Origin of the sequence: Arthrobacter sp. YAF34, assembly GCF_052113245.1 — a bacterium.
In the GTDB taxonomy this organism is placed as follows: Bacteria; Actinomycetota; Actinomycetes; order Actinomycetales; family Micrococcaceae; genus Arthrobacter.
This window is the reverse complement of the sequence record NZ_JBFRCV010000003.1, coordinates 110,806-136,110: the sequence shown is the minus strand read 5'-3', so window position 1 is coordinate 136,110 and position 25,305 is coordinate 110,806. Positions and strand designations below refer to the sequence as shown.

Sequence of the window (25,305 nt, the reverse complement as noted above, 5' to 3'; positions counted from 1 at the left end):
GAGAACCAGCGCGACGCAAGGAGTAAATAGTGATTCAGCAGGAGTCGCGACTCAAGGTCGCCGACAACACGGGTGCTAAGGAAATCCTTACCATTCGCGTTCTCGGTGGATCTGGCCGTCGCTACGCAGGCATTGGCGACGTAATCGTCGCTACCGTCAAGGACGCAATTCCGGGCGGCAACGTAAAGAAGGGCGACGTCGTCAAGGCTGTCATCGTCCGTACCAAGAAGGAACGCCGCCGTGCGGATGGTTCCTACATCAAGTTTGACGAGAACGCAGCCGTCATCCTGAAGAACGACGGTGACCCCCGCGGTACCCGTATCTTCGGACCGGTTGGTCGTGAACTTCGCGACAAGAAGTTCATGAAGATCGTTTCTCTGGCTCCGGAGGTGCTCTAGTCCATGGCTAAGATCAAAAAGGGTGACCTCGTTCAGGTCATCACTGGCGCCAAGGCTGAGCGCGGCGGCGACCGTGGCAAGCAGGGCAAGGTTCTGCGCGTATTCCCGGAGTCCAACCGCGTGTTGGTCGAAGGCATTAACCGCGTAACCAAGCACACCAAGGTCGGTCAGTCGCAGCGCGGCACCAAGACCGGTGGCATCGAGGTCGTCGAGGCTTCGATCCACATCTCCAACGTGGCCCTGGTTGACCCGTCCACCAAGAAGCCCACCCGCGTCGGTTTCCGCACCGAGACCGTTGAGCGCGATGGCGTGAAGCGTGAAGTGCGCGTCCGCGTGGCCAAGAGCTCAGGGAAGGACATCTAATGACTGAGACTCTCGAGACTCCGGCAAGCAAGATGGTTCCCCGCCTGAAGACCAAGTACGCCGATTCCATCAAGAACTCGCTGACTGAGGAATTCAAGTACCAGAACGTCAACCAGGTTCCCCGCCTGGTCAAGGTCGTTGTGAACATGGGTGTTGGAGATGCCGCCAAGGACTCCAAGCTGATCGACGGCGCCGTCCGCGATCTGACCCTGATCACCGGCCAGAAGCCGCAGGTAACCAAGGCCCGCAAGTCGATCGCACAGTTCAAGCTGCGCGAAGGCATGCCGATCGGTGCACACGCAACTCTGCGTGGGGACCGCATGTGGGAATTCCTGGATCGTCTGGTCACGCTGGCTCTGCCGCGTATCCGTGACTTCCGTGGCCTCAGCGGCAAGCAGTTCGACGGCAACGGCAACTACACCTTCGGTCTGACCGAGCAGGTTATGTTCCACGAGATCGACCAGGATTCCATCGACCGCGTTCGCGGCATGGACATCACCGTCGTGACCACTGCCAAGACCGACGACGAAGGCCGCGCGCTGCTCAAGGCGCTTGGCTTCCCGTTCAAGACCGAAGACTAATCTAGCTACGTAAAAGGTCCGCCCGCTGGTCCCGAAATTTTTCGGGACGACAGCATGGCGGAAACCGTTATGAGGAAGGGCAAGAGCCCACATGACAATGACAGATCCCGTCGCAGACATGCTTACGCGTCTGCGCAACGCTAACTCGGCATACCACGACTCCGTGACCATGCCGTACAGCAAGCTCAAGGCACGCGTTGCCGACATCCTGAAGGCTGAAGGTTACATCGCCTCCTGGAAAGAAGAAGACGCTGAGGTTGGCAAGAAGCTGACCCTCGAGCTCAAGTTCGGTCCGAACCGCGAGCGTTCCATCGCTGGCGTTCGTCGTATTTCCAAGCCGGGACTGCGCGTTTACGCAAAGTCCACCAACCTGCCGCACGTGCTCGGTGGCCTGGGTGTCGCAATCCTGTCCACCTCTTCCGGCCTCTTGACTGACAAGCAGGCCGGCAAGAAGGGCGTGGGCGGCGAAGTCCTCGCTTACGTCTGGTAACGGGAAAGGAAGAGAATAATGTCACGTATTGGACGTCTCCCCATCACCGTTCCTGCCGGCGTTGAGGTCAAGGTTGACGGCTCTGTCGTCAGCGTCAAGGGTTCCAAAGGCGAGCTGAGCCACACTGTGCCCAGCCCGATCGAGGTTTCCCTGGAAGAAGGCACCCTGACTGTCGCCCGCCCGAACGACGAGCGCGCCTCACGTTCGCTGCACGGCCTGACCCGCACCCTGATCGCCAACATGATCCAGGGTGTCACCGCAGGCTACGAGAAGAAGCTTGAGATTGTCGGTACTGGTTACCGCGTCCAGGCCAAGGGTTCTGACCTGGAGTTCGCTCTGGGCTACAGCCACCCGGTCAACGTCTCGGCACCGAACGGCATCACCTTTGCAGTTGAGACCCCGACCAAGCTCTCTGTTTCAGGTATCTCCAAGCAGCAGGTCGGCGAGGTTGCTGCCAACATTCGCAAGCTGCGGAAGCCGGACCCCTACAAGGGCAAGGGCATCCGTTACGCAGGCGAAGTCATCCGCCGCAAGGTCGGAAAGGCTGGTAAGTAACCATGGCGATCGCAATTAACAAGAAGCGTACGAACAAGAGCAAGTCTGCCCAGCGCAGCCGCCGCCAGCTTCGTATCCGCAAGCGCATCTCCGGTACGGCTGTACGCCCGCGTCTGGTCGTCAACCGTTCCGCACGTCACGTATTCGTCCAGGTTGTCGACGACACCAAGGGCCTGACCGTGGCTAGCGCCTCCACATTGGAAGCCGACCTTCGTGCATTCGACGGTGACAAGACCGCCAAGGCCAAGCGCGTTGGCGAACTGGTCGCCGAGCGTGCCAAGGCTGCCGGTATCGAAGCAGTTGTCTTCGACCGCGGTGGTAACAAGTACCACGGCCGGATCGCCGCCGTCGCTGACGGCGCACGTGAAGGTGGGCTGGCACTGTGACCGAAAATAACGAAAAGGACATTCAGGTGACTGAAGCTGTAGCTGCTCCGGCAACTGAGACCGCTGCGCCTGCTACCACCGACGACCGCCGTGGTGGCGCCCGTCGTGGCGAGCGTGGCGACCGCGGCCAGGGCCGTGGCGACCGTGGCGGCCGTGGTGGCCGCGACGGCGGCCGCGAAGCCGAGAAGAGCCAGTTCGTAGAGCGCGTTGTAACCATCAACCGTGTTTCCAAGGTCGTCAAGGGTGGTCGTCGCTTCAGCTTCACCGCCCTCGTCGTCGTCGGTGACGGCAACGGCATGGTCGGCGTCGGCTACGGCAAGGCCAAGGAAGTTCCCGCCGCCATCGCGAAGGGCGTTGAAGAGGCCAAGAAGTCCTTCTTCCGCGTTCCCCGCATCGGCAGCACCATCCCGCACCGCGTTCAGGGTGAAGCCGCCGCAGGCGTCGTCATGCTGCGTCCGGCTTCCGCCGGTACCGGTGTTATCGCCGGTGGCCCGGTCCGTGCAGTACTGGAGTGCGTGGGCATCCACGACATCCTCTCCAAGTCGCTCGGTTCCTCCAACGCCATCAACATCGTTCACGCGACCGTTGATGCCCTGAAGCGCCTCGAAGAGCCGGCAGCAGTGGCGGCACGCCGCGGCCTCCCGCTCGACGAGATCGCTCCGCCGGCAATGGTGAAGGCGCTCCTGAACCAGAAGGCAGGTGTCTGAGTCATGGCTAAGAACGTGCTTGTCTCCGATGCAAAGTTGGAGATCACTCAGATCAAGTCCGCCATTGGCGGCAAGCAGAACCAGCGCGACACCCTTCGGTCCCTCGGCCTCAAGCGGATCGGACACACCGTTGTCCGCACCGCCGATGCCGTGACCGTTGGAATGCTCAACACGGTTCCGCACCTGGTAAAGGTAGAGGAGGCGAAGTAAATGGCAGAGAAGAACACCGCCGAAAAGGCACAGGGCGCCGCTGAGAAGCAGAACGCACTGAAGGTTCACCACCTGCGTCCCGCCCCGGGTGCCAAGACCGCCAAGACCCGCGTTGGTCGTGGTGAAGGTTCCAAGGGTAAGACCGCCGGTCGCGGTACCAAGGGTACGAAGGCCCGCTACCAGATCAAGGCTGGCTTTGCCGGCGGCCAGCTGCCGCTGCACATGCGCCTGCCGAAGCTGCGCGGCTTCAAGAACCCGTTCCGGGTCGAGTACCAGGTTGTAAACCTGGACAAGCTCAACGAGCTGTTCCCGGAAGGTGGCGCAGTCACCGTGGAGAACCTGGTCGAGAAGGGTGCCGTTCGCAAGAACCAGCCCGTCAAGGTGCTGGGCACCGGCGACATCACCGTCAAGGTTGACGTCACCGTCCACGCATTCTCGGCCAGCGCCGCAGAAAAGATTGCCGCAGCAGGCGGAAGCACCACCGCCCTCTAACCGAGGCGGCGGGGCAGTTGCCCGTTGTTAAAACTCCCGGCACGTGGGGCTCAGGCCCCCGGTGCCGGGAGTTTTTTCATTTTTCGGGCCCCGCCGATTCTTCGCCGGACGCATCCACCCGTTAGACTCGGTTGTTGGGTTTATTTGACCTGCCTCACACAACTTTACTTATTACTCAGGAGGACGCTTGCTTAGCGCATTTGGCCGGGCCTTTCGCACGCCTGATCTGCGACGCAAGTTGTTGTTCACGCTGGGAATCATCACAATCTTCCGCTTGGGTGCCTTCATCCCCTCGCCTGGTGTGAGCTACCAGAATGTCCAGCAATGCTTGCAGAACGGTCAGACCTCGGGCGGTATCTACCAGCTCGTCAACCTGTTCAGCGGCGGTGCATTGCTGCAGGTGTCCATTTTTGCCCTCGGCATCATGCCCTACATCACGGCGAGCATCATCGTCCAGCTGCTCCGGGTGGTCATTCCCCGCTTCCAGCAGCTGTACGACGAGGGCGCATCGGGCCAGTCCAAGCTGACCCAGTACACCCGCTACCTCACGATCGCTCTGGGCTTGCTCAACGCCACGACGCTGGTGTCGCTGGCCCGGTCCGGCCAGCTGTTGCCGAACTGCCAGCTGCCGATCATCCCGGACGACTCCATTGTCACCACCGTCCTCATTGTCATCACGCTGACGGCCGGCACCGGCCTGATCATGTGGATGGGCGAGCTCGTGACGGAGAAGGGCGTCGGCAACGGCATGTCCTTGCTGATCTTCACGTCCATTGCTGCGGGCTTCCCAGGCTCGCTCGGAGCGATCTGGAAGGCCCAGGGTCCCGGTACCTTCTTCCTGGTCCTGATCATCGGCCTGCTCACCGTGGCCCTCGTGGTCTTCGTGGAGCAGTCCCAGCGCCGGATCCCGGTGCAGTATGCCAAGCGCATGATCGGCCGCCGCACCGTCGGCGGAACCAGCACGTACATCCCCATCAAGGTGAACATGGCCGGCGTCGTGCCCGTCATCTTTGCCTCCTCCATGCTGTACCTGCCGGGGCTAATCGCACAGTTCAACCAGCCCAAGGCCGGCGAGCAGATGCAGCCCTGGGTTGAGTGGATCAACAACAACCTGACCAAGGGTGACCACCCGATCTATATGTTGTTGTATTTCGCCATGATTGTGTTTTTCACCTACTTCTATGTTGCGATTACTTTCAACCCTGAAGAGGTCTCGGACAACATGAAGAAGTACGGTGGCTTCATTCCGGGCATCCGCGCCGGCAGGCCGACGGCGGATTATCTTCAGTACGTCCTATCCCGGATCACGCTGGCCGGAGCCTTCTACCTGGGCTTCGTGGCACTGATCCCGCTGGTTGCACTCGTTCTGATCAACGCGAACCAGAACTTCCCGTTCGGCGGCACCTCGATCCTGATCATGGTGGGCGTCGGTCTGGAGACCGTGAAGCAGATTGATGCGCAACTACAGCAACGTCACTACGAAGGGCTTTTGCGATGACGAGAATGTTGATCATCGGACCTCCCGGGTCCGGCAAGGGAACGCAGGCAGAACGAATTTCGGAACGCCTCGGCGTCGTTGCAATCTCCACCGGGGACATCTTCCGCGCCAACGTCAAGGGTGAGACGCCGCTGGGCGTCGAGGCCAAGAAGTACATGGACGCCGGCGACTTCGTTCCGGACAGCGTCACCAACAAGATGGTGCGCGACCGCCTCAGCGAGGACGACGTCGAGCCCGGCTTCCTGCTGGACGGTTACCCCCGCACCACCGCGCAGGTGGACTATCTCGACGCGATCCTCGCCGACACCGACCAGAAGCTCGACGTCGTCCTGCAGCTGACCGCGGACGACGAGGAACTGGTCAAGCGACTGCTGGGCCGGGCGAAGGAGACAGGCCGCAGTGACGACAACGAAGGCGTTATCCGTCACCGGCTGGACCTGTACCACGAGCAGACCGAACCTGTTGTGGCGAAGTACGCCGAGCGCGGCATCCTGACCCAGGTGGACGGCATCGGCGGCATCGACGAAGTCACCGAGCGCGTCATGGAAGCGATCAAGTCGGCCCAGGCCGCCTGATCCACCAAGGCTGACGCACCAGGCTGATGCACCAAGGAAGGGCGCGTTTCGTACCATCGGTACGGGACGCGCCCTTCGCTGTTAAGGGGCATGCCCGCGCGCCGGGCAGGGGGTCCGTTCCGGGCAGACGTGCCGGTACGGGAGAATAGAGCTGAAGACGTGGGTCGATGACCCGAAGCGGAGGCCCGGGAAGGATCAGCCCGGACCGCGAGATGAGAACACTGAGGTAGAGATGGCATTCGGCCAGCCCCGCATTGAATACAAGACCAACGCCCAGATGCGCACCATGCATGAAGCCGGGCTTGTCCTGAGCAGGGCCCTGGATGCGGCCGTTGCCGCCGCAGCCCCGGGTGTCACCACCGCGCAGCTGGACGAGGTGTTCGCCGCGGTGCTGCAGGACGCCGGCGCCAAGTCCAACTTCCTCGGCTACCACGGCTTCCCGGCCACCATCTGCACGTCCGTCAACGAGGAAGTGGTGCACGGCATCCCCGGCGGCCGGGTCCTCGCCGACGGCGACATCATCTCGATCGACGGCGGCGCGATCGTGGACGGCTGGCATTCAGACTCCGCCCGGACCGTGATCGTGGGCACCGCCGATCCTGAAGACGTGCGCCTGTCCGAGGTCACGGAGCAGGCCATGTGGCGGGGCATCGCGGCCCTGGCCACCGGCAAGTTCGTGGGCGATATCGGAGCCGCCGTGGACGACTACGTCTCGTCGGTGCCCGGCAAGCCCCTGGGCATCCTGGAGGACTACGTGGGCCACGGCATCGGCTCGGAGATGCACATGGCCCCGGACGTGCTGAACTACCGCACCAGCCCCCGCGGACCCAAGATCCGGCCCGGGCTGTGCCTGGCCATCGAGCCCATGCTGGTCCGCGGCAGCATCGACACCGCCACCCTCGACGACGACTGGACCGTAGTCACTACGGACGGCAAGCGGTCCTGCCAGTGGGAACACTCCGTCGCCGTGCATGAGAAGGGGATCTGGGTGCTCTCGGCGCCCGACGGCGGCGCCGCGAAACTGGCGCCCCTCGGCGTCGTGCCCGTCCCGATTCCCTAAGTCCCGTCCGCAGCGGTCCAGCGATGCGCTTAACCGCCCGAGATACGAGAAATCCCTGGCGACGCTGGTATTCCAGCGTCGCCAGGGATTCGTCGTATCGTCAGGCAGGGAGCGCAGCCTTAGCTCTTCAGCTTCGGCTTCACGTCCTTGGTGTAGATCCCTTCGAGGGTCGTCTTCAGCCCGGCCATGGTGGCCTTGACGTCGCCCTGCTGGGTGAGGATTGCCGCGGCGGCCTTGGCCATCTCCTGGTCCGCTCCGGGCAGGAACACGCGCGCATTGTCCTGGACGCGGGTCACGGCGACCTGGTCCATGGCGGTCTTGATCTGCGGGGTCTTGGCCAGCACGGCGCCCATGTCAGCCGACCTGCGGGTGGGCATATAGCCGGTGGCCGCGGAGAAGGCCGCCGTGTTTTCCGGTTCGGTGATGAACTTCAGGAACGTCGCGGCCGCGAGCTGGACCTCCCTGCTCACCCCGCTGGGAATGCCGAGCCCGGCACCGCCGGTGGGGCAGACGTCCGTGTCCTTCTTGGGCCCGCCTGGCAGGTAGCCGACGCCGACGTTGAACTTGGCGGACTTGAGCACGCCCAGCAGGTCACCGGTTGAGGAAATGGTCGTGGACGCAATGCCGGCGGCGAAGTCGTCCGCGGCGTTCTTGGAGGAGACGCCGGCCCACTTGTCCTTGTAGACAGAGTCCTGGGCCCACTGCAGGGCCGCCACCGAGTCGGCGGAATCGCAGGTGATGTCCCAGCCGTTGGACCAGCTGCCGCCCCAGCCCCACAGGTTGTTCTGCAGCGTCCAGCCGGCGTAGCCGGCGAGGGCCGGGTACATGTAGGCGTACTGGGCGCCGGAACTGGTCTTGAGCTTCGGAGCCCACTGGCCGAACTCCTGCCAGGTCTTCGGCGCCCGGTCCGGCAGTCCCGCGGCCTTGAAGTGGTCCTTGTTGTAGAAGAAGAGCGGAGTGGAGCGGCCGTAGGGGAGGGCCCACTGCTTGCCGGCGTACTTGTAGTCGGCCACGAGGGACTTCTGGAAGTCGCCGATCTTGAAATCCAGCTGCTTAATCAGTCCGTCAAGCGGGGTGATGCTGCCGTTGGTGTAGTACCGGAACCACCAAACATCTGAGAGCACCACGAGGCCCGGGAGGGTGGACTTCGCTGCTTGCGAGGTCTGGAACTTCTGCGCGATTTCCTCGTAGTTGGCCCCGGCGGTCACGAGGTTCACCTTGATGTCCGGGTACTTCGCCTGGAACTTGTCAATGATCGCCTTTTCCACGTCCTGGGATTTGCCCGGGTGGCTGGTCCAGAAGTCGAAGGAACCGGCGGGCTTCACGCCGGTGAAGTCGACATCGGACGCGCCGCTGGTGGCGTCACCTCCGCTGGTGGACGGTCCGCCGCAGGCAGCAAGTGCCGCTGCGCCGGCGCTGGCGCCAGCCAGTCCAAGGAAGTTTCTGCGGTCAAGATTCATGGCCACGGTGGGTCCTCTCAAAAGAAGTTTTGACTCGGGTTGATGCGGTGGTGGAGGTGCGTTGGAAAGAGTGGGCTTTGCGGGATCAGCGGTTATCCGGTGACGCTGCCCTGGGTGAGGCCGGCCACGATGTAGCGCTGCAGGGCCGCGAAGACGAGGAGAATCGGAACTATCACGAGCATCGCCCCGGCCATGAGGATGCCCCAGCCGGCGCCGTTTCCTTCGGAGTTTTGCAGCAGCGTCAGGCCGACCGGCAGGGTCATCGTCTCGGGACGGTCGGTGATGATGAGCGGCCAGATGTAGTCGTTCCACTCGCTGACCACCGTCACGAGGGCCACGGTGGCTATGGACGGCATCGACACCGGCGCGACCACCTGCCAGAGTCGCCGCCAGTGCCCGGCGCCGTCGATCTCGGCGGCTTCCAGGATGGAGGCGGGCAGGGTCATAAAGTGCTGTCGCAGCAGGAAGGTGCCGAAGGCCGTGCCCAAGCCCGGAAGAATGATTCCCCAGAGGGTGTTTTTTCCGCCCATGCCGGCGATCAGGATGTAGTTCGGCAGGATCGATACCTGCGGCGGCACCATAAGGGCCACCAGGATCAGCACGAAGATGACGTTCTTGAACGGGAAGCGCACAAAGACCAGGGCATAGGCCGTCAGGATGGCCAGGATCACCTTGATGGTGGAACCCACGACGGTGACGATCAGGCTGTTGAGGAAGAACTGACCGAACGGCACGGTGGTCATGGCGGTGCGGTAATTGTCCAGGTTGAGGCTTTCCGGCAGGATCTTGAGGTCCGTGGTGACGATCTCGCCGGGCTGCTTGAAGGAACTGAGCAGCATCCACAGCAGCGGCACGACGACCACGAGGGTTGCCAGGATCAGCGGGACGTAGCCTCCGGCGATCGTCTGGATCAGGTTGGCGCGGGAGAACGGACGGCTGCGCTGCAGGGGGACCTCCGGACCGCCGTCGGGGGTGTACCCGGCACTAGCGGCGGAGTCGGGACTGATTGCGGCGGAGTCGGGACTCACTGCGGCGTCGGGACTGACAGGAGAGAACGTGCTCACGAGTAGTGCACCTTCCGTTCGACGAACCGCAGCTGGAGGACGGTGATGATGAGCAGGATGGCGAAGAGGACCACGGAGATGGCCGCCGAGTAGCCGGCCCGGTTGAAGGCGCCGAAGGCCTGCAGGTAGGCCTCGTAGATCAGCGTGCTGGTGCCGTTGCCCAGCGGCGTCATGATCCTGATCAGGTCAAAGGCCTGCAGCGAGCTCAGCATGGTGGTGATGAGGAGGAAGAACGTGGTGGGGGAGAGCAGCGGCACAGACATGCTGATGAAGCGGCGGAAACCATTGGCGCCGTCCAGCGAGGCGGCCTCCAGCACGTCTTTTGGGAGCGACTGGAGCCCGGCGAGGTAGACGACGGCGCAGTAGCCGAGGTTCTTCCAGACGTAGACGACGATCACCATGACCAGGGACAGTTGGGGATCGTTGATCCACTGCGGGCTCTGCTGGCCGAGGCCGCGGAGCAGCCACGAGAGCACCCCGTAGCCGGGGTCGAAGATGAACAGCCAGACCAGCCCGACGCCAACTCCGCTGAGCACGTAGGGGGCGAAGACGGCGGACCGGGCAAAGGTGGTGCCGCGGACTTTCGAGTTCAGCGCGAGGGCCACCAGCAGCCCGAGGACCATGGAGCCGCCCACCGTGACGATCGTGAAGAGTGCCGTGGTTCCCAGCACAGTGGGGGCGTCGGCGCTGGTGAAGAAGTTGATGTAATTGTCGAGGCCGACGACCGTGGCGGAGGCGGAACCGAGCGTCCAGTCCAGCGTGGAGTAGTAGACGTTGTTGATGAGCGGCAGGTAGGTAAACACCGCGATCAGCGCGAGGTTCGGCAGCGCCAAAGCCAGGAAGACGAAGAAGTCCCGGCGGGTTCGGCCAGACCAGCGGGACCGGCGCGGGGCGGCGTCGCCAGCCTTAGCGACGGCGGGCGGCCGGTCAGTCATTTGTGTGGTCATTCGGGTCTCTAACGGGGCCGGGCCGGCCGATGGCAGGCGTGTGGGCGGGGGACCTAAGCCACTTCAGCACATGCCTAGGCGCGGAAATCCCGCTTCCGGGACTTCCCGGAGTTTGTTGCCCGAGGCTTCCATGTGTGTTCACGCGGTGTTCGCCGAAGAATTCCATAACATTTGTTTTGGACGCCGGTTCAACCCAACTGACTAGCAGTTGGGTGGGGGCGCACAATGGAGCCATGGAAGCAACGGGAGCGATCACGGATGTCGCTGGGGTCCGCGTGGGTCATGTCCAGAGGACCGGCGACGGCTGGCTGAGCGGGGTGACGGTGGTTCTCCCGCCGCCCGGCACAGTGGGCTCGGTCGACGTCCGCGGCGGCGGCCCTGGAACGCATGAGACTGACGCGCTGGATCCCACCACACTGTCCTCGACGGTAGACGCCGTGGTCCTCACCGGCGGGAGTGCCTACGGCCTCGCTGCGGCGCAGGGTGCCCAGCGCTGGTGCGAGGAAAACGGCAGGGGCTTTGCCGTTCCCGGCGGCATCGTTCCGATCGTCCCGGCCGCCGCGATCTTCGACCTCGGCCGCGGCGGCGATTTCTCTGCCCGCCCCGGCGACGCGATGGGCTACGCGGCCACGGCCGCCGCTGCCGCGAATTCGAACGGGCACGACGTCGAGCGAGGCAACGTCGGCGCCGGCACAGGAGCAGCAATCGGCCGCGGCAAGTACAAAGGGGGAGTAGGAACAGCCTCCATCACCCTAGAAAACATCTCAAAAGACGGGCCGGTCGTTGTAGCGGCGCTAGCGGTAGTCAACGCGCTGGGACTGCCCTGGGGCTGGGGCACATCGAGCGAGTGGACGGAAGCCGGCAGCGTGCGTCTAAGCGAGGAACGAGCGAGCACGCAGAGGGTTTCGGCCGCTCGCTCGGAGGGCGAGCCGGAAGCAGGAGGTGACGGGGCGCGCGCTGCGGTGGTCCAGCCGCTCAACACCACGCTCGTCGTCGTCGCCACCGATGCCGTCCTGGACAAGGCCGAGTGCAAACGCACGGCCTCGGCCGCCCATGCCGGGCTGGCCCGGGCCTTGAATCCAAGCCACACGCTCGCCGACGGCGACACCGTCTTCGCGCTGGCGACGGGCGCCGTCGCGCTGGACCGCAGCACCCCGGCGGCCCGGCAGCTAGGGCTTATCACGCTGCAAAGCGCGGCAGCCGACGTCGTCCGGCTGGCCATCCTGGACGGGATATCGCGCGCCGAGGCGGTGACGACGGCGGCGGGGACGCTAGGTGCGTACGGACGCTGAGTGCGCTACGATGGCTGGATTTAACTCCGGATTTAACAATCGGGCCGCAATGGCGTAGTGTTGACTGTTGGTTGTCTGCCCCGTTGTGCCCTTTTGTGGTCTGGTGGCACCAGCCAATCAATCAAAAACGTCCGCGGTCATGGCCGGTGCAAACCGGGAGGCTGCGGCAACAACAGTTAGCGGAGGGTATGGCCAAGAAGGACGGGGTCATTGAGATCGAGGGCGTTGTGACCGAGGCGCTGCCTAACGCGATGTTTCGCGTTGAGCTCACCAACAAGCACATCGTTCTGGCACACATCTCTGGAAAGATGCGCCAGCACTACATCAGGATCCTCCCCGAGGACCGCGTAGTGGTGGAGCTGAGCCCTTACGACCTGACACGTGGTCGTATCGTCTACCGCTACAAGTAAACACTGGGCGGCCAGAGCAACAGCCGAGGGCCGTGTCAGCTGACCAACTGCAACACGCAAAGGAACGCCATGAAGGTCAAGCCGAGCGTCAAGCAGATCTGCGAAAAGTGCAAAGTGATCCGCCGTAATGGCCGGGTCATGGTGATCTGCGAGAACCCGCGCCACAAGCAGCGCCAGGGCTAATTTCCCTCACGGGAAACCCTGGGTTGCTAACCCACGCAAGTAAATAGAAAAGGCAGCACAAGCTGAACTGGGACGTAATGGGCCCGGACAGCTAACCCCCGGTCGGAGGCTGGGGCCGCACTGAACGTGCGGGTGTACTGCCTACGACCTCCGGTTTATACAAGGAGCACTGCCACTATGGCTCGTCTCGCTGGCGTAGACATTCCCCGCGAAAAGCGGTTGGAAATTGCGCTTACTTACATCTATGGCGTGGGCAAGACCCGTGCACACGAAACCCTGACTGCCACCGGCATCAGCGCTGACGTTCGGGTCAAGGACCTGACCGATGCGCAGCTGGTCGAGCTGCGTGACTACATTGAAGGCAACTACAAGGTTGAGGGTGACCTTCGCCGCGAAGTGGCCGCTGACATCCGCCGCAAGGTTGAAATCGGCAGCTACGAAGGTATTCGCCACCGCAAGGGCCTGCCCGTACGCGGGCAGCGTACGAAGACCAACGCCCGTACCCGCAAGGGCCCGAAGCGCACCGTCGCAGGCAAGAAGAAGGCCCGCTAAACCCCGTTTGCCCCCTGGAGTCGCTGACGCGGCTCAAGGAAACCGGCAAATGTGGGCCCAAGCGTAGGCTTTCCCCCAATAACTTTCTGTAGGAGAAAAAATGCCCCCGAAGACTCGTGGCGCGGTTCGCAAGCCGCGTAAGAAGGACAAGAAGAATATCGCGCTGGGCCAAGCGCACATCAAGAGCACCTTTAACAACACCATCGTTTCCATCACGGATCCGAACGGTGCTGTCATCTCCTGGGCTTCGTCCGGTGAGGTTGGCTTCAAGGGCTCGCGTAAGTCCACCCCGTTCGCTGCCCAGATGGCTGCCGAAGCCGCCGCAAAGCGTGCACAGGAGCACGGTATGCGCAAGGTTGACGTGTTCGTCAAGGGACCGGGTTCCGGACGCGAAACGGCCATCCGCTCGCTGCAGGCCGCTGGCCTCGAGGTTGGCTCCATCCAGGACGTCACCCCCAGCGCCCACAACGGCTGCCGTCCGCCGAAGCGCCGCCGCGTCTAAGGCTTTCCAACGCCCAGGAGCTTGCCCGGACCCTCACCGGTCCGGGCAGGCCCGGCCGCGTTAAGTCTTCAGACCGATCTTTCCACCACCTGTGTTGCGTCATATAGCGGATGCTCGCCGAAAGGAAACCTAAGTGCTCATTGCACAGCGCCCCACCCTCTCCGAAGAGGTCGTCTCCGATAACCGCTCCCGGTTCATCATCGAACCGCTCGAACCCGGTTTCGGTTACACCCTCGGAAACTCCCTCCGCCGTACCCTGCTCTCCTCGATCCCCGGTGCCTCAGTCACGAGCATTCGGATCGACGGCGTGCTGCACGAGTTCACCACGGTTCCGGGTGTCAAGGAAGATGTCACTGAGATCATCCTGAACATCAAGAACCTGTCGGTTTCCTCCGAGCACGACGAGCCGGTTGTTGCTTACCTGCGCAAGCAGGGCCCGGGAGTCGTCACCGCCGCGGACATCGCTCCGCCGGCCGGCGTCGAATTCCACAACCCGGATCTGCACATTGCCACGCTGAACTCGAAGGGCAAGTTCGAACTCGAACTGACCATCGAGCGCGGTCGCGGCTACGTTTCGGCAGCTCAGAACAAGTCCGGCGACTCCGAGATCGGCCGTATTCCGGTCGACTCGATCTACTCGCCGGTCCTGAAGGTTACTTTCCGCGTGGAAGCTACCCGTGTTGAGCAGCGCACTGACTTCGACAAGCTCATTGTCGACGTCGAGACCAAGCAGGCCATCGCCCCGCGCGATGCCGTTGCTTCGGCAGGTACCACCCTGGTGGAACTGTTCGGTCTGGCCCGCGAGCTGAACACCGCAGCTGAAGGTATCGAGATCGGCCCGTCGCCGACGGACGCTGCCCTGGCAGCCGACATGGCTCTGCCGATCGAGGATCTGGACCTGACGGTCCGTTCCTACAACTGCCTCAAGCGTGAGGGCATCCACACCGTGGGTGAACTCGTTGCCCGCTCCGAGGCTGACCTCATGGACATCCGCAACTTCGGCGCGAAGTCCATCGATGAGGTCAAGGCCAAGCTGGTCGAACTGGGTCTGTCCCTCAAGGACTCCCCTCCCGGTTTCGATCTCGCAGCACGTGCCGCAGCCATCGAAGAGGACGACGCCGCGTTCAGCGACGACGAGCTCTAACCAACAGATCTTGGCCGGCTGGCTGGATGCACCCTGGCGTGCACAGCCCAACGGCTTCCTATGAGGAGAAATTATTATGCCTACCCCCGCTAAGGGTCCGCGCCTCGGAGGCGGAGCGGCTCACGAGCGTCTTATGCTCGCGAACCTGTCCGCCGCACTGTTCGAGCACAAGCGGATCACCACCACGGTGACCAAGGCCAAGCGCCTGAAGCCGTACGCCGAGCGCCTGGTGACCTTCGCCAAGCGCGGCGACCTGGCTTCCCGCCGCCGTGTACTCGGCCTGATCAGCAACAAGGGCGTCGTCCACGAGCTGTTCACCGACATTGCACAGGCAGTGGAGAACCGCGACGGCGGCTACACCCGCATCACCAAGATCGGCAACCGCAAGGGCGACAATGCTCCCATGGCTGTCATCGAGCTGGTCCTCGAGCCGGTTTCCGCCAAGCAGGCTGTGGTGGCCGAGGCTACCTCCGCCGCGCAGCGCGATGCCGACAAGAAGGACGCCGAGAAGGCCGAAGCCGCTCCGGTTGCTGAGACCGAGGCTGCTGAGACCGAAGAGGCTCCGGCCGCTGAGGTTGCTCCTGAAGCTGCAGCTACCGAAGAGGCTCCGGCCGCTGAGGAAGCAGCCGCTGAGTCCGAGAAGGACGCGAAGTAATTCGCTAAAACCTTCTTATAGACTTAAGTCTATGAACGAGCTCAAACCCGCTGCCCCCGTCTTGGGGGGCGGCGGGTTTTTGCGTATCCGGTTGGATGTGGCGTACGACGGCGGGCCCTTCAGCGGATGGGGAGTGCAGCCGGGCCTGCGCACGGTGCAGGGCGTCCTGGAGGAGGCCCTTGAGCTGCTGATCCGTCGCCCGGTGCGGGTGACCGTGGCTGGCCGGACCGACGCCGGGGTGCACGCCCGGGGACAGGTCGTCCACCTGGATCTGACCGAAGCCGAGTGGCTGGGGCTGAACCGCGGTGCTGAGCTCGATCCCGCCGTCGCCCTGCTCCGGCGGGTGCGCGGCGCCTTGAGCCGAGGCCTGGGGGACCTCAGCGGGTCGATCGAGGTGCACCGGGTCGCCGTCGCGCCCGCAGGCTTCGATGCCCGGTTTTCCGCCCTCTGGCGCCGCTACTCGTATCGGATCGCGGATGGCCCCGCGTTGTGGGACCCGCTGGGCCGTACGTCGACGCTGTGGCACAAGGCCCCGCTCGACGTCGGGCTCCTCAACGAGGGCGCCGCACTGCTGCTCGGGCTGCAGGACTTCCGCTCCTACTGCAAGCCGCGCGAGGGAGCCACCACCATCCGGGAACTGCAGCGCTTCGAGTTCGCCCGGGGGGCCGACGGCGTCATTGTTGCTACGGTGCAGGCCGACGCGTTCTGCCACAACATGGTCCGCTCCCTCGTGGGTTCGGCGTTGTACGTGGGGGAGGGCGTCGAGGCCCCGGGCTGGCTCTACGAGCGGCTGCTCGCGAAGCAGCGCGATGCCCGCTCCGTGCTGGCTGCCCCGCACCCGCTGGTGCTGGAGGAAGTCGTCTACCCCACGGACAGCGGCCTGCTGGCCCGAGCCGAACTGACCCGGGCGCTTCGGGCGTAGATTTCTCCGCAGGCTTTCCCCGCGTTCGCCGGCACGAACCTCCTGGACGCCGGCGGTTCTGCGCAACGCGCCGGCGGGGGCAGCCGAAGATGGGGAAACCCCGACGCGGCCGTCGGCCCGTGAGCCTGGAACTCGGGAGCCTAGAAGGCGGCCGGGGGGCCGTCCGCGGGAAGCTCCAGGGTGAAGGTGCTGCCTTGGCCCGGGCGCGTGCAGCAAGAGATGGAGCCGCCGTGCCGCTCCACGATGGCCTTCGTGATGGACAGCCCCAGTCCCGCTCCCGGAATCGAGCCGTCACGGACCGCGGGGCTGCGGAAGAAGCGGGTGAAGACCCGGCCGGCGTCGGCGGCGGTCATGCCCATGCCGGTATCTTCGACGTGAAGGCGCACCAGCCCGCCGTCCGTGCTGGCGGAGATCCGCACCGACCCGCCATCGGGCGAGTACTTGATCGCGTTGGAAACAAGGTTGTCCAACGCCTGGCTGATCCGCAGCGGATCCACGTTGGCCCAGAGCGGGCCCGGGACGTCCATGGCGAGGCAAACACGGGACGCCTGTGCGTGTGCCTGGGCCGAGCCAAGGCTGGCCTCCACGAGGCCGGCGAGATCCGTGCGGCGGGGGTGGACATGGACCGCGGAGCTGGCGGACATGAGCAGGTCCGACACGAGGGCCAGCAGCCGCTCCGCGTTGCGCTGTGCCACTTCGACGCGGCGTACCGCCGGGCTGTCCAGGCCGTCCGAATCGGCGAGGACCAGGTCCAGGTTGCCGATGATGGACGTGAGCGGTGTGCGGAATTCGTGGGAGACCGTGGAGACGACCTCGTCCTTCGCGGCGAGGGCATCCACCAGGCCAGTGACCTCGTTGAACACCACCACGGCCCCGCGGAAGTCGCCGGCGTCGTTCTTCAGGGGCCGGGCTCCGGTGGAGAGGACCCGGCTGGCTGCCGCTTCGCCGAAACGGACGAGGTAGTCGGCAAAGGACTCACCGGCCAGCGCCCGCCGGATGGGTCGGCGCTCCAGGGGCAGCGGCGTGCTTCGGTCCTGTCCGGTCAGCACGAGCCGGCCTTCCTCCGCCGGCGGCTGCGCCGGCTGTTCCCCCGAACGGGGGGCGGACGCCGCGGATGCTGATTCTTCCAGCTGCGCCTGCCAGCTGTTGGTTAGCAGGCGCCGGCCGCCGGCGTCGACTGCCACGATCCCGACGTCGACAGTGTCAAGAATGGTGTTCAGGAGCCGTTCGCGTTCCCGGCTGTCCTCGAGCAGGGCCTGCAGCTCGGCTTCCTTGGACTCGATCCGCCACTGCTCATGCCGCAGGCGGGCCCGTGCGAAGCGCATGGCCAGGGAGACGGCGAGCATCATCAGCGGGACCAGCACGGCCCCGGCGGCGCGGGCCGCAGGCGGTGCCGTCCGGTCGGTGAGGAGCCACGGCATGGCGGCCAGCAGCGGCACGATGAAGCTGACCGAAAGGCTGGCGGCGGCGGACAGCGTTGAGGCGGAAATCCACACCACGGGAAGGACGGAGAGCACGCCGGGATCCGGCAGGCCTGCTGAGCTGCCCTCCCGGAGGAGTCCGATGGCGACCAGGTCCAGGACGGGGATGACGAGCGGGGCCAGCGGCCCGAAGCGTTGCCAGGGAACCAGGACGCAAGCTGCGAGGACCGCGGCCTGCAGCCCGAGTGCGTACCGGCAGAAGAGGCTGTCGGGCAAGGCCGGCCACGCCGCCGGAGTTGCAAGCACGACTCCGACCATCATGAGGGCCAGCGGCAGCTGGCAGATGAGGACCCGCGCGCGCGGCCCCAACGCCTCGACGTATCGATCCGCGATCCGGATCAGCCGCTGTCTAGCCAAAGACGCCGCGCCCCTTTCTCTTTGCTCCAGTTTTACATCCCGTGTCACGCAAACTTGACACAAATCGAAGTTTTACGATTTCTGTCACTGAGCCGTCGAGATATTGCCCCCCGCGGTGGGTATTCTGACAATGCCGGTGGGGGCCGGCGAGTTCAGTGTTGCGGCCGCAACCGCGGCCGGCAGCGTAGCGTGCCACATGAGGGGGGCCATGACCGACCTGGGAGTCGCCGTCGTAGTAGAAGACGACGAAGATGTTCGGAACCTTGTCGAAGCGGTATTGAGCCAGGCAGGCTTCGAAGTGCATTCGGCGGCCGGCGGTCGGGAAGGGGTCGACGTCGTCCGCGATCTGGAGGCGAGCGTGGTCACCCTCGATGTCGGGCTTCCGGACATCGACGGCTTCGAGGTGCTGCGCCGGATCCGGCAGTTCAGCGACGCCTACGTGGTCATGTTGACGGCACGGACCGACGAGCTTGACACCCTCACGGCGTTTCACACCGGCGCCGATGACTTCCTGGCCAAGCCGTTCCGGCCGCGTGAGCTGCGCGCCCGGGTTGGCGCCATGATGCGCCGGCCCCGGCAGGACATCCAGGCCGCGCTGGCGCCCGTGACGGTTCCCGGAGCGGCTGCGGTCCCGGCCGCGTCCCAGAGCCCGGTGCTGCGCCACCGCGGGCTGGAGCTCAACCCGGAGACCCGAACCGTCAGCGTCGACGGCGCGCCCGTCAGCCTGACCCGCAGCGAGTTTGATCTGCTGCAGGCCCTCCTCAAGGGCGCCGGCGCCGTGCGTTCCAAGGTTGACCTCGTCCGGGTGGTGCGGGGGGATTACTACCGCGCGGACGCCTACATCAGCGAGTCGGATGAACGCGCCGTCGAGGTGCACATCGGAAACCTGCGGCGGAAACTCGGCGAGGACCCGGTGCAGCCGCGCTGGCTGCAGACCGTCCGTGGCGTGGGCTACCGGCTGGCGCCGGAGCAGTAGTCGCGCCGCCGCCCGGCGGCAGTGTGCCCGGCGCGTGCCTGCCCGGCGCGCGGCGCCCGGTTCGCGTGGAGGTGCCAACGGGTCCGGCGCGCCTAGCTTTCCCACAGGACGTAGCTGAACTGCAGCTCGTCAACGGTCTCGCCGCCGCGTTCGGCAACGTCGCACAGGAGTGACAGGGCGTGGTCCACGTCGCCTGCCCTGATGGCGGCCTCGAGTTCGCCGGCGAGCTGGGCCAGGCGCAGGCCGCCGACCATGGCGGAGGAGGTCTTGAGGCTCAGCACCGCATCCATCGAGCCTGCAAGGTCCCTGCGCTCGAGGGCTGAGGCCAGCGAACGGTAGCGCTGGTCCCACATCTTGGTGTAGTCCCTGGCGAAGCCCTTCGCCACCGCCGGACTGTCCAGCTGGGCGCCCAGGTCCTGGAGCGCCGCGGGGTCCACGAGAGGTGCCGTGGCACACGATGCCGGCGGAGCGGACGCGATCAGGTCCTGCGCCGGCAGCCCGGTGGAAGCGGTGGATGCGAGGCCAATGCTGGCATTTCCGTCATCGGGGCAAACGCTGGGGAGGGACATGTGACCACGGTACTTGGTGAGCAGGCCGATACCCCGTAGCCCGGCCTATCCTGCGGAAACCTTGAGGCTATCCCGAGCGGAACCAGTCACGGCCACTATTGCCTCAACCCTTACCGGGCCTATTTTCCTCGACTTCAGTCGGTCCGCACTGCCGTGCGCGACTGGATCGTCGGGCACGCTGCTACTGGCCGCTGAACGTGTCGATGGCGTTGATGACGGCCGGGCCCAGGATGGCGATGAAGAGCACCGGGAAGATGAAGAACAGCAGGGGGAAGAGGATGGTGACCGGCAGCTTCATGGCCTTTTCCTCGGCCCGCTGCCGCCGCTTGACGCGCATCACCTTGGCCTGGATCCGGAGCACCCGGCTGATGGCAATGCCGTAGGTGTCGGCCTGGACCACGGCCTGGACGAAGCTGCGCAGCTCCGGGATGTTGGTCCGTCCCGCAAGGGCCACGTAGGACTCCCGCCGGCTGCGGCCCACCTGCATGTCCTGCAGGGTCCTGATCAGTTCCTCCGCCAACGGACCCTTGCCGTTCTCGCCGGCCCGGGCCATGGCGCCTTCGAAGCCCAGGCCCGCTTCCACGGAGATGAGCATCTGGTCCAGCGTATTGGCCAGTTCCAGCTGCATGGCCTTCTGGCGTTCCTGGCCTTTGCTGTAGAGCAGGAGGTCGGGGATGAAGTAGCCCAGCAGGAACACGAAGATCCCCACGAGCTTGAGGATCGGCGTCGTGCCGTTGGCGCTGATCCAGAAGCCCAGCAGGGCGCCGAGCAGCCCAAGGAGCGGCTTGGCCGAGAGCACGCGTCCGAGCGGCAGCGAGGCGGGGCGCCCGGCCAGGGCGAGCAACCTGTCCAGTTTGCGGACGTAGGCTGCTGGCGTCAGCCGGCGGCCGGCCCGTTCCAGCAGGTTGCTGCGCGTCCGCCGGGTGAGTTCGGCAGGGTCCGTACCCAGCGCGAGTATCTCCCGCGTGGCTCGCTGGGACTTCCGGTCGACGGATAGCAGGGACCACACGAGATAGCCGAGCGGCAGCGCCACCAGCCACATGGCCACGACTACAGCAGGTGCCATGAGTGCCTCAGAACTTCAGGTCGATGATCTTGCGCATCCACAGACCGCCGATGGTCATGAGGATCACGGACGCGGCAATCATGCCCCAGCCCAGCGGGTGGGTGAACATGACGTTCATGTAGCCGGGGTTGACCAGCATCAGCATCAGCACAATCCCGATCGGCATGGCCATGAGGATGTAGGCGGAGAATTTGCCTTCCGCGGCGAGGGATTTGATGTGCCCCTTGATCTCGCTGCGCTCGCGGATGGTCTCGTTGACCTGGTCCAGGACTTCGGCCAGGTTGCCGCCCACCTCCCGGTTGATCTGGATGGCCTGGGCGATCCAGGCGAAGTCCTCGTTCCGCATCCGGTCCGCGGTGTCGCTGAGGGAGGCCAGGAGGTCCCGGCCCAGGCTGGTCTCGGTGACCACGCGGCGCATCTCCTCCGACGTCGGGCTCTGCGATTCGGTGGCCGCGGCGTCGATGGCACGCAGGATGCTGTGCCCGGCGCGGAGGCCGCCGGAGAGCAGCTGAAGGGTGTCGCCGAGCTGCTGGTCGAACTTGGTGCGCCGCTTGCCGGTCAGGAACCCGACCACCAGGTGCCCCACCACCGGGGCCAGGAGTACCAGCACGACCGCCAGCAGCGGGCCCGCGACGATGAAACCGGCGACGGCTCCCGCAACAGCCCCGGCCAGGAGCAGGACGTAGAAGTCCGCCTGGCTCAGGCGCAACCCGGCCTGTTCCAGGGCCTCGCGGTTGAAGAGCCGGACTTTGTGGCGTGAGAAGAAGCCGTCGACCAGGTTGACCGCTGAGCCGGCGAACCGCGTCAGCTGCGAGTCGGCCTGGTTCTCGACGGGCCTGCGCCGGTCCAGTGGGACACTTGCCCCGCCGGGGGAGAGCAGCACGATCCCCAGGACCAGCACTGCGATGAAAAGGAGTCCGGCGCCGATGGTCAGCACAGTCATTAACTGATCACGCCCTTCCGGCCGGCATCAGCGGCGTGGCGAACACGCTGGGGGAGACATGGATGCCGAGGTCCTCAAAGCGGTCAATGAAGCGGGGGCGGATGCCCGTCGGGACCGGCCTGCCGAGGAACCGGCCATGGGCGTCGACGCCGGCGCTATAGTCGAACACGAAGGCGTCCTGGAGCGTGACGATGTCCCCCTCCATGCCCTGGACCTCGGTCACGTGGGTGATCCGCCGGGTTCCGTCCCGCAGCCGGGAGATCTGGATGATCAGGTTGACGGCCGAGGCGATCTGCTCCCGGATGGCGCGCAGCGGCAGGTCCATGCCGGCCATGAGCACAAGCGTCTCCAGGCGGGCCACGGCGTCCCGGGGCGAGTTGGAGTGGACGGTGGACAGCGAACCGTCGTGGCCGGTGTTCATGGCCTGGAGCATGTCCAGCGATTCGCCGCCGCGGACCTCGCCCACCACAATCCGGTCCGGCCGCATGCGCAGGGAATTCCGCAGCAGTTCGCGGATGGTGACCTCGCCCTTGCCCTCGGTATTCGGCGGCCGGCTTTCCAACCGCACCACATGTTCCTGCTGGATCTGGAGCTCCACGGCGTCCTCGATGGTCACGATCCTCTCGTCGTTGGGAAGGAAGGAGGACAGGACGTTCAGGAGCGTGGTCTTGCCGGTGCCGGTGCCGCCGGAGACGATGATGTTGAGCTTGGCCCTGACACAGGCATTGAGCAGTTCCGCCATTTCGGGGGTCAGCGTGCCGAACTCGATGAGGTTCCGGACGGTCAGCGGGACTTTGCTGAACTTTCGGATGGTCAGCGAGGAGCCGCCGACGGCGAGCGGCGGGATGACGGCGTTGACACGGGAGCCGTCCTCGAGCCGGGCATCCACGAGGGGCGAGGACTCGTCGATCCGCCGGCCCACCTTGGACACGATGCGTTCGATCACCTTGCGGAGGTGGTCCTCGGAGCTGAAGCGCGACTCCGTCAGGGTCAGCTTGCCGTGCCGCTCCACGTAAATCTGGTCCATCCGGTTGACCATGATTTCCGTGACGGCGGGATCGTCGAGGAGGCGCTGCAGCGGCCCGTAGCCCAGGACGTCGTCGGCCACGTCGCGGACCAGCCGGGAACGCTCCTCGGCGGACAGGGGGACCTGTTCGGCGTCGATGATTCGCGTCAGCTCTTCCCGCGCCGAGGCGCGAAGGTCCTCTTCCTTGGTTGCCGAATCATTGAAGCGGGTTCCCATGCGTTCGAACAAGGCCGTGGCGGCCCGCTGCTTGAGGGCAGCAAAGGCATCGACGGGCTGCTGGCCGCGGGAGCGTGGTTCGTGGGGCTCGCTGAAACCAGGAAGCGGCGTCGGGGTGCCTTTCTCGAGGACGGCGACGGCGGCTGGTGCCGCCGCCCTCTCGGCGCCTCCCGCCGGGAACACAGCCGGCAGGGGCACGGACTGCGGGGCATCGGCGGGCGTTGCCTCGGCGGAGCGGAGCCGTTCGGATAGTTTCATCTAGACCACCACCCGCCGGTGCAGTTTCTTCTGGGCAGTGGCGCGCCAGGCGGGATCGAACCGGCTGACAAGCTGTTTCAGCCCCTTGATGGCCGGATCCTTGCGTCCGTCCTGAAGCACCGGGATGCCGCGGTTGGTGGAGAACGCCACAGCCTTGGACCGGGGGATGCTGACGTCCACGGGGGCTCCGATGGTCGCCTCGACGTCCTGGACGCTCAGCCCCGACTTGGAGTCGGCCATGTTCAGGACCACGTGCCGGGTCTCGGGCAGCAGGTCCAGCCGCCGAAGGATTTCCAGGCCGGAGCGCAACCCGCGGATGCTCGGCACATCCATGGCGGTGACCCAGACGGCATCGGTGCATTGTTCAAGGGCTGCCAGGCCGACCTCCGGCAGTCCGGGCGCGGTGTCGACCACTACGTACTGGAACTGTTCGGCCAGCTGTTCGAGCAGCCGGGTGACCTGCTGCGGCGTGATGTCGTCAGCCTCCACCGGCGTCCTGGGCGCGCAGAGGGCGTAGATGCTCCCGGGGTGGACCGTGAGGAAGGCTTTGAGCACGAGGGAATCCTGGCTGGCCGAGGAGGAGACGGCGTCGGTGACGGTGTGCTCGGGGTTCAGATACAGACCGGAGGCCACGTCCCCGAACTGCAGGTCCAGGTCCACGATCACCACGCCCATCGGCGCGACTTTGCCCAGCCCGATCGCGATGTTCGTGGCAATGGTGGTTTTGCCGACGCCGCCCTTGGGGGAGAAGACGCCGATCACCAGGCCTTTAGCGCTGTCCGGCTGCTCGGCCACCGAGGTCCGGCTGCGGGTGGCGAAAGACTGGCAGGCCCGCTCCAGCAGCACCCGGATCTGGGCCGGGTCAGCCGCCGGGCTGAGGATGTCCCGGATGCCGGCACGCATGGCCAGCAGGACGAAGTTCGGATCGGCCTCGCCCACCAGGATGACGCTGAGCTCGGGAAGCTGAACGTCGAACACCGTGGCCAGGCGCAGGGCGTCCTCCGCCGGCACGTCCGGACCCAGGATCAGGACCTCAGGTCGTTCCTGGTTGAGGCTCGCGAAGAGCTCCGCCGGGTTGGCGGGGTTGACGAACGCGAAGGTTTGCAGGCCTCCCGGGAGGCCGCCGGCCAGTGCCTGGCGGACCCGAGCGTCGAAATCGGTGTTGGGGGAAATCAGGACAAAGCGGCTCACTTGTAGACCTCCGGTCGGGTGATGATTCCGGGCCGGCCGCTGTCCGTCGCGTCAAGCGGCTCCCTGCTCAACCAGATGCTCGCAACGTCCGTAAAGTTCGAGGCGTAGACAATCTTTGTTGCGTCCACATCGTTGACGGCGACGGTCACGATCATGGAGCCGACGGGGAGGGACGTGTCCTCAGCAGGTGCGGCGGAGCCCGTTGCCGAGGGCTGCGGTGTGGGGGTGGTCACCGGGGCGCGCTGCACTGCCGTCACCAGGGCCTTGTGCACGGTCAGCTGGGTTGTCTGCTTTTCAGGCTTGCCCTCGATGCCGCCGTCCTTCAGGTTAATGAACACGCCGACGTGGTCGCCTGCGGTGATACGACCGCCGACGACGCGCTGCGGTTCGAGTTGGAAGGACACTTCTTGCAATCCTTTGGGGATTTCCACAGATCCGCTGGTCTTGAGCGCCTCCGGTGCGACCAGCCGCTCGGCTACGAGCTGCTCGCCGGGCAACAGGTCGACCGCGGTGACTCTGCCGGCCAGCCCGTCCAGGTTCTGGAGCGCCGATTTCGTGACGGCTTTTCCGGGAAGTTCCTCGCTGGTGACGAATTCTTTCAGGGAAGCGACCGGGGTGCCGGCGGGCACCGCCTTATTGACCACTAGAACGGTCTTGGGTTCCAGCTCCTGGACTGCTCGGCTGTCAGCGCCCTGCGCGTAGCTGACCACCAGAATGGCTCCGACGACGGCCAGCACCAGGGCCGCGATTCCTGCCAATAAGCGTGACTTCATTA

At 65.1% G+C, this 25,305-nt stretch carries 31 protein-coding genes; 21 read left to right on the top strand and 10 right to left on the bottom strand.

From position 1 onward, the window contains the following. The first annotated feature begins 29 nt into the window (after positions 1 to 29). The 12 genes from rplN (at position 30) to map (ending at position 7,315) form a co-directional block, all read left to right on the top strand. Positions 30 to 398, top strand: a complete 369-nt coding sequence (rplN, locus tag AB4Y72_RS05090) for a 50S ribosomal protein L14 (protein ID WP_003803789.1) — start codon at positions 30 to 32, stop codon at positions 396 to 398. A gap of 3 nt (positions 399 to 401) precedes the next feature. After that, positions 402 to 761 carry a 50S ribosomal protein L24 gene (gene rplX, locus AB4Y72_RS05085; RefSeq protein ID WP_441425077.1) on the top strand — a complete coding sequence of 120 codons (360 nt, stop codon included), beginning with the start codon at positions 402 to 404 and terminating at the stop codon, positions 759 to 761. Then, positions 761 to 1,342, top strand: coding sequence for a 50S ribosomal protein L5 (rplE, locus tag AB4Y72_RS05080; protein WP_441425076.1), 582 nt, complete (start codon positions 761 to 763; stop codon positions 1,340 to 1,342). Before rplX ends, rplE begins: the two co-directional genes overlap by 1 nt. A gap of 91 nt (positions 1,343 to 1,433) precedes the next feature. Next, positions 1,434 to 1,832 (top strand): 30S ribosomal protein S8, encoded by a 399-nt coding sequence (gene rpsH, locus AB4Y72_RS05075; RefSeq protein ID WP_018773673.1) that lies wholly within the window; start codon positions 1,434 to 1,436, stop codon positions 1,830 to 1,832. 18 nt (positions 1,833 to 1,850) lie between these two features. After that, on the top strand, positions 1,851 to 2,387 hold the full coding sequence (rplF, locus tag AB4Y72_RS05070; protein ID WP_120951143.1) for a 50S ribosomal protein L6: 537 nt from the start codon (positions 1,851 to 1,853) through the stop codon (positions 2,385 to 2,387). A gap of 2 nt (positions 2,388 to 2,389) precedes the next feature. Beyond that, entirely contained in the window at positions 2,390 to 2,773 is a 384-nt protein-coding gene (rplR, locus tag AB4Y72_RS05065) for a 50S ribosomal protein L18 (RefSeq protein WP_018773674.1), read from the top strand. A 26-nt stretch (positions 2,774 to 2,799) separates the two neighbouring features. Further along, positions 2,800 to 3,480 (top strand): 30S ribosomal protein S5, encoded by a 681-nt coding sequence (rpsE, locus tag AB4Y72_RS05060; RefSeq protein ID WP_173403037.1) that lies wholly within the window; start codon positions 2,800 to 2,802, stop codon positions 3,478 to 3,480. Positions 3,481 to 3,483: 3 nt separating this feature from the next. Next, positions 3,484 to 3,690 carry a 50S ribosomal protein L30 gene (gene rpmD, locus AB4Y72_RS05055; RefSeq protein ID WP_018773676.1) on the top strand — a complete coding sequence of 69 codons (207 nt, stop codon included), beginning with the start codon at positions 3,484 to 3,486 and terminating at the stop codon, positions 3,688 to 3,690. Beyond that, positions 3,691 to 4,182 carry a 50S ribosomal protein L15 gene (gene rplO / locus AB4Y72_RS05050; RefSeq protein ID WP_091563112.1) on the top strand — a complete coding sequence of 164 codons (492 nt, stop codon included), beginning with the start codon at positions 3,691 to 3,693 and terminating at the stop codon, positions 4,180 to 4,182. It begins immediately after the preceding gene. 187 nt (positions 4,183 to 4,369) lie between these two features. After that, complete coding sequence (secY, locus tag AB4Y72_RS05045; RefSeq protein WP_441425075.1) at positions 4,370 to 5,680, top strand: preprotein translocase subunit SecY; 1,311 nt, start codon at positions 4,370 to 4,372, stop codon at positions 5,678 to 5,680. 5 nt (positions 5,681 to 5,685) lie between these two features. After that, entirely contained in the window at positions 5,686 to 6,255 is a 570-nt protein-coding gene (locus AB4Y72_RS05040; RefSeq protein WP_441425228.1) for an adenylate kinase, read from the top strand. Between the two features lie 232 nt (positions 6,256 to 6,487). Continuing rightward, entirely contained in the window at positions 6,488 to 7,315 is an 828-nt protein-coding gene (gene map, locus AB4Y72_RS05035; RefSeq protein WP_441425074.1) for a type I methionyl aminopeptidase, read from the top strand. 119 nt (positions 7,316 to 7,434) lie between these two features. On the opposite strand, the gene AB4Y72_RS05030 is transcribed toward map, so the two are convergent. From AB4Y72_RS05030 to AB4Y72_RS05020, 3 genes are all read right to left on the bottom strand, one after another. Then, positions 7,435 to 8,781 (bottom strand): ABC transporter substrate-binding protein, encoded by a 1,347-nt coding sequence (locus AB4Y72_RS05030; protein ID WP_441425073.1) that lies wholly within the window; start codon positions 8,779 to 8,781, stop codon positions 7,435 to 7,437. A gap of 86 nt (positions 8,782 to 8,867) precedes the next feature. Next, on the bottom strand, positions 8,868 to 9,803 hold the full coding sequence (locus tag AB4Y72_RS05025; protein WP_441425227.1) for a carbohydrate ABC transporter permease: 936 nt from the start codon (positions 9,801 to 9,803) through the stop codon (positions 8,868 to 8,870). Between the two features lie 32 nt (positions 9,804 to 9,835). After that, positions 9,836 to 10,774 (bottom strand): carbohydrate ABC transporter permease, encoded by a 939-nt coding sequence (locus AB4Y72_RS05020; protein ID WP_441425072.1) that lies wholly within the window; start codon positions 10,772 to 10,774, stop codon positions 9,836 to 9,838. A gap of 245 nt (positions 10,775 to 11,019) precedes the next feature. Here AB4Y72_RS05020 and AB4Y72_RS05015 point away from each other — a divergent pair, with 245 nt between their 5' ends. From AB4Y72_RS05015 to AB4Y72_RS04980, 8 genes are all read left to right on the top strand, one after another. Then, a complete protein-coding gene (locus AB4Y72_RS05015; protein ID WP_441425071.1) occupies positions 11,020 to 12,078 on the top strand; it encodes a P1 family peptidase in 1,059 nt (352 codons plus the stop codon). Positions 12,079 to 12,266: 188 nt separating this feature from the next. Further along, positions 12,267 to 12,488 (top strand): translation initiation factor IF-1, encoded by a 222-nt coding sequence (gene infA / locus AB4Y72_RS05010; protein ID WP_009358723.1) that lies wholly within the window; start codon positions 12,267 to 12,269, stop codon positions 12,486 to 12,488. Between the two features lie 69 nt (positions 12,489 to 12,557). Beyond that, entirely contained in the window at positions 12,558 to 12,671 is a 114-nt protein-coding gene (rpmJ, locus tag AB4Y72_RS05005; RefSeq protein ID WP_009358722.1) for a 50S ribosomal protein L36, read from the top strand. Positions 12,672 to 12,848: 177 nt separating this feature from the next. Continuing rightward, positions 12,849 to 13,223, top strand: coding sequence for a 30S ribosomal protein S13 (gene rpsM, locus AB4Y72_RS05000; RefSeq protein ID WP_229992794.1), 375 nt, complete (start codon positions 12,849 to 12,851; stop codon positions 13,221 to 13,223). A 100-nt stretch (positions 13,224 to 13,323) separates the two neighbouring features. Continuing rightward, the gene (gene rpsK / locus AB4Y72_RS04995) at positions 13,324 to 13,725 is read left to right on the top strand and encodes a 30S ribosomal protein S11 (protein WP_018773682.1); all 402 of its coding nucleotides are present in this window, start codon (positions 13,324 to 13,326) and stop codon (positions 13,723 to 13,725) included. Between the two features lie 133 nt (positions 13,726 to 13,858). Next, entirely contained in the window at positions 13,859 to 14,869 is a 1,011-nt protein-coding gene (locus AB4Y72_RS04990) for a DNA-directed RNA polymerase subunit alpha (protein WP_024366109.1), read from the top strand. Positions 14,870 to 14,945: 76 nt separating this feature from the next. Further along, entirely contained in the window at positions 14,946 to 15,524 is a 579-nt protein-coding gene (gene rplQ / locus AB4Y72_RS04985) for a 50S ribosomal protein L17 (protein ID WP_441425070.1), read from the top strand. A gap of 31 nt (positions 15,525 to 15,555) precedes the next feature. Beyond that, positions 15,556 to 16,446 (top strand): tRNA pseudouridine synthase A, encoded by an 891-nt coding sequence (locus AB4Y72_RS04980; RefSeq protein ID WP_441425069.1) that lies wholly within the window; start codon positions 15,556 to 15,558, stop codon positions 16,444 to 16,446. 140 nt (positions 16,447 to 16,586) lie between these two features. Here the strand turns inward: AB4Y72_RS04980 and AB4Y72_RS04975 are convergent, their stop codons facing one another. Then, positions 16,587 to 18,284, bottom strand: coding sequence for a sensor histidine kinase (locus tag AB4Y72_RS04975; protein WP_441425068.1), 1,698 nt, complete (start codon positions 18,282 to 18,284; stop codon positions 16,587 to 16,589). Positions 18,285 to 18,492: 208 nt separating this feature from the next. On the opposite strand from AB4Y72_RS04975, the gene AB4Y72_RS04970 reads away from it, so the two are divergent. Further along, positions 18,493 to 19,260 carry a response regulator transcription factor gene (locus AB4Y72_RS04970; RefSeq protein ID WP_441425067.1) on the top strand — a complete coding sequence of 256 codons (768 nt, stop codon included), beginning with the start codon at positions 18,493 to 18,495 and terminating at the stop codon, positions 19,258 to 19,260. A 92-nt stretch (positions 19,261 to 19,352) separates the two neighbouring features. Here the strand turns inward: AB4Y72_RS04970 and AB4Y72_RS04965 are convergent, their stop codons facing one another. From AB4Y72_RS04965 to cpaB, 6 genes are all read right to left on the bottom strand, one after another. Continuing rightward, positions 19,353 to 19,829, bottom strand: a complete 477-nt coding sequence (locus tag AB4Y72_RS04965; RefSeq protein WP_441425066.1) for an Hpt domain-containing protein — start codon at positions 19,827 to 19,829, stop codon at positions 19,353 to 19,355. 181 nt (positions 19,830 to 20,010) lie between these two features. After that, entirely contained in the window at positions 20,011 to 20,895 is an 885-nt protein-coding gene (locus AB4Y72_RS04960; RefSeq protein WP_441425065.1) for a type II secretion system F family protein, read from the bottom strand. A gap of 7 nt (positions 20,896 to 20,902) precedes the next feature. Then, positions 20,903 to 21,838, bottom strand: coding sequence for a type II secretion system F family protein (locus AB4Y72_RS04955; protein ID WP_441425064.1), 936 nt, complete (start codon positions 21,836 to 21,838; stop codon positions 20,903 to 20,905). A 7-nt stretch (positions 21,839 to 21,845) separates the two neighbouring features. Then, positions 21,846 to 23,339: a CpaF family protein gene (locus AB4Y72_RS04950; RefSeq protein WP_441425063.1), complete on the bottom strand. Its 1,494-nt coding sequence runs from the start codon at positions 23,337 to 23,339 to the stop codon at positions 21,846 to 21,848. Further along, a complete protein-coding gene (locus AB4Y72_RS04945) occupies positions 23,340 to 24,530 on the bottom strand; it encodes an AAA family ATPase (protein ID WP_441425062.1) in 1,191 nt (396 codons plus the stop codon). After that, positions 24,527 to 25,303, bottom strand: a complete 777-nt coding sequence (gene cpaB, locus AB4Y72_RS04940) for a Flp pilus assembly protein CpaB (RefSeq protein WP_441425061.1) — start codon at positions 25,301 to 25,303, stop codon at positions 24,527 to 24,529. The genes AB4Y72_RS04945 and cpaB overlap by 4 nt, the downstream gene beginning before the upstream one ends. Positions 25,304 to 25,305 lie beyond the last annotated feature (2 nt).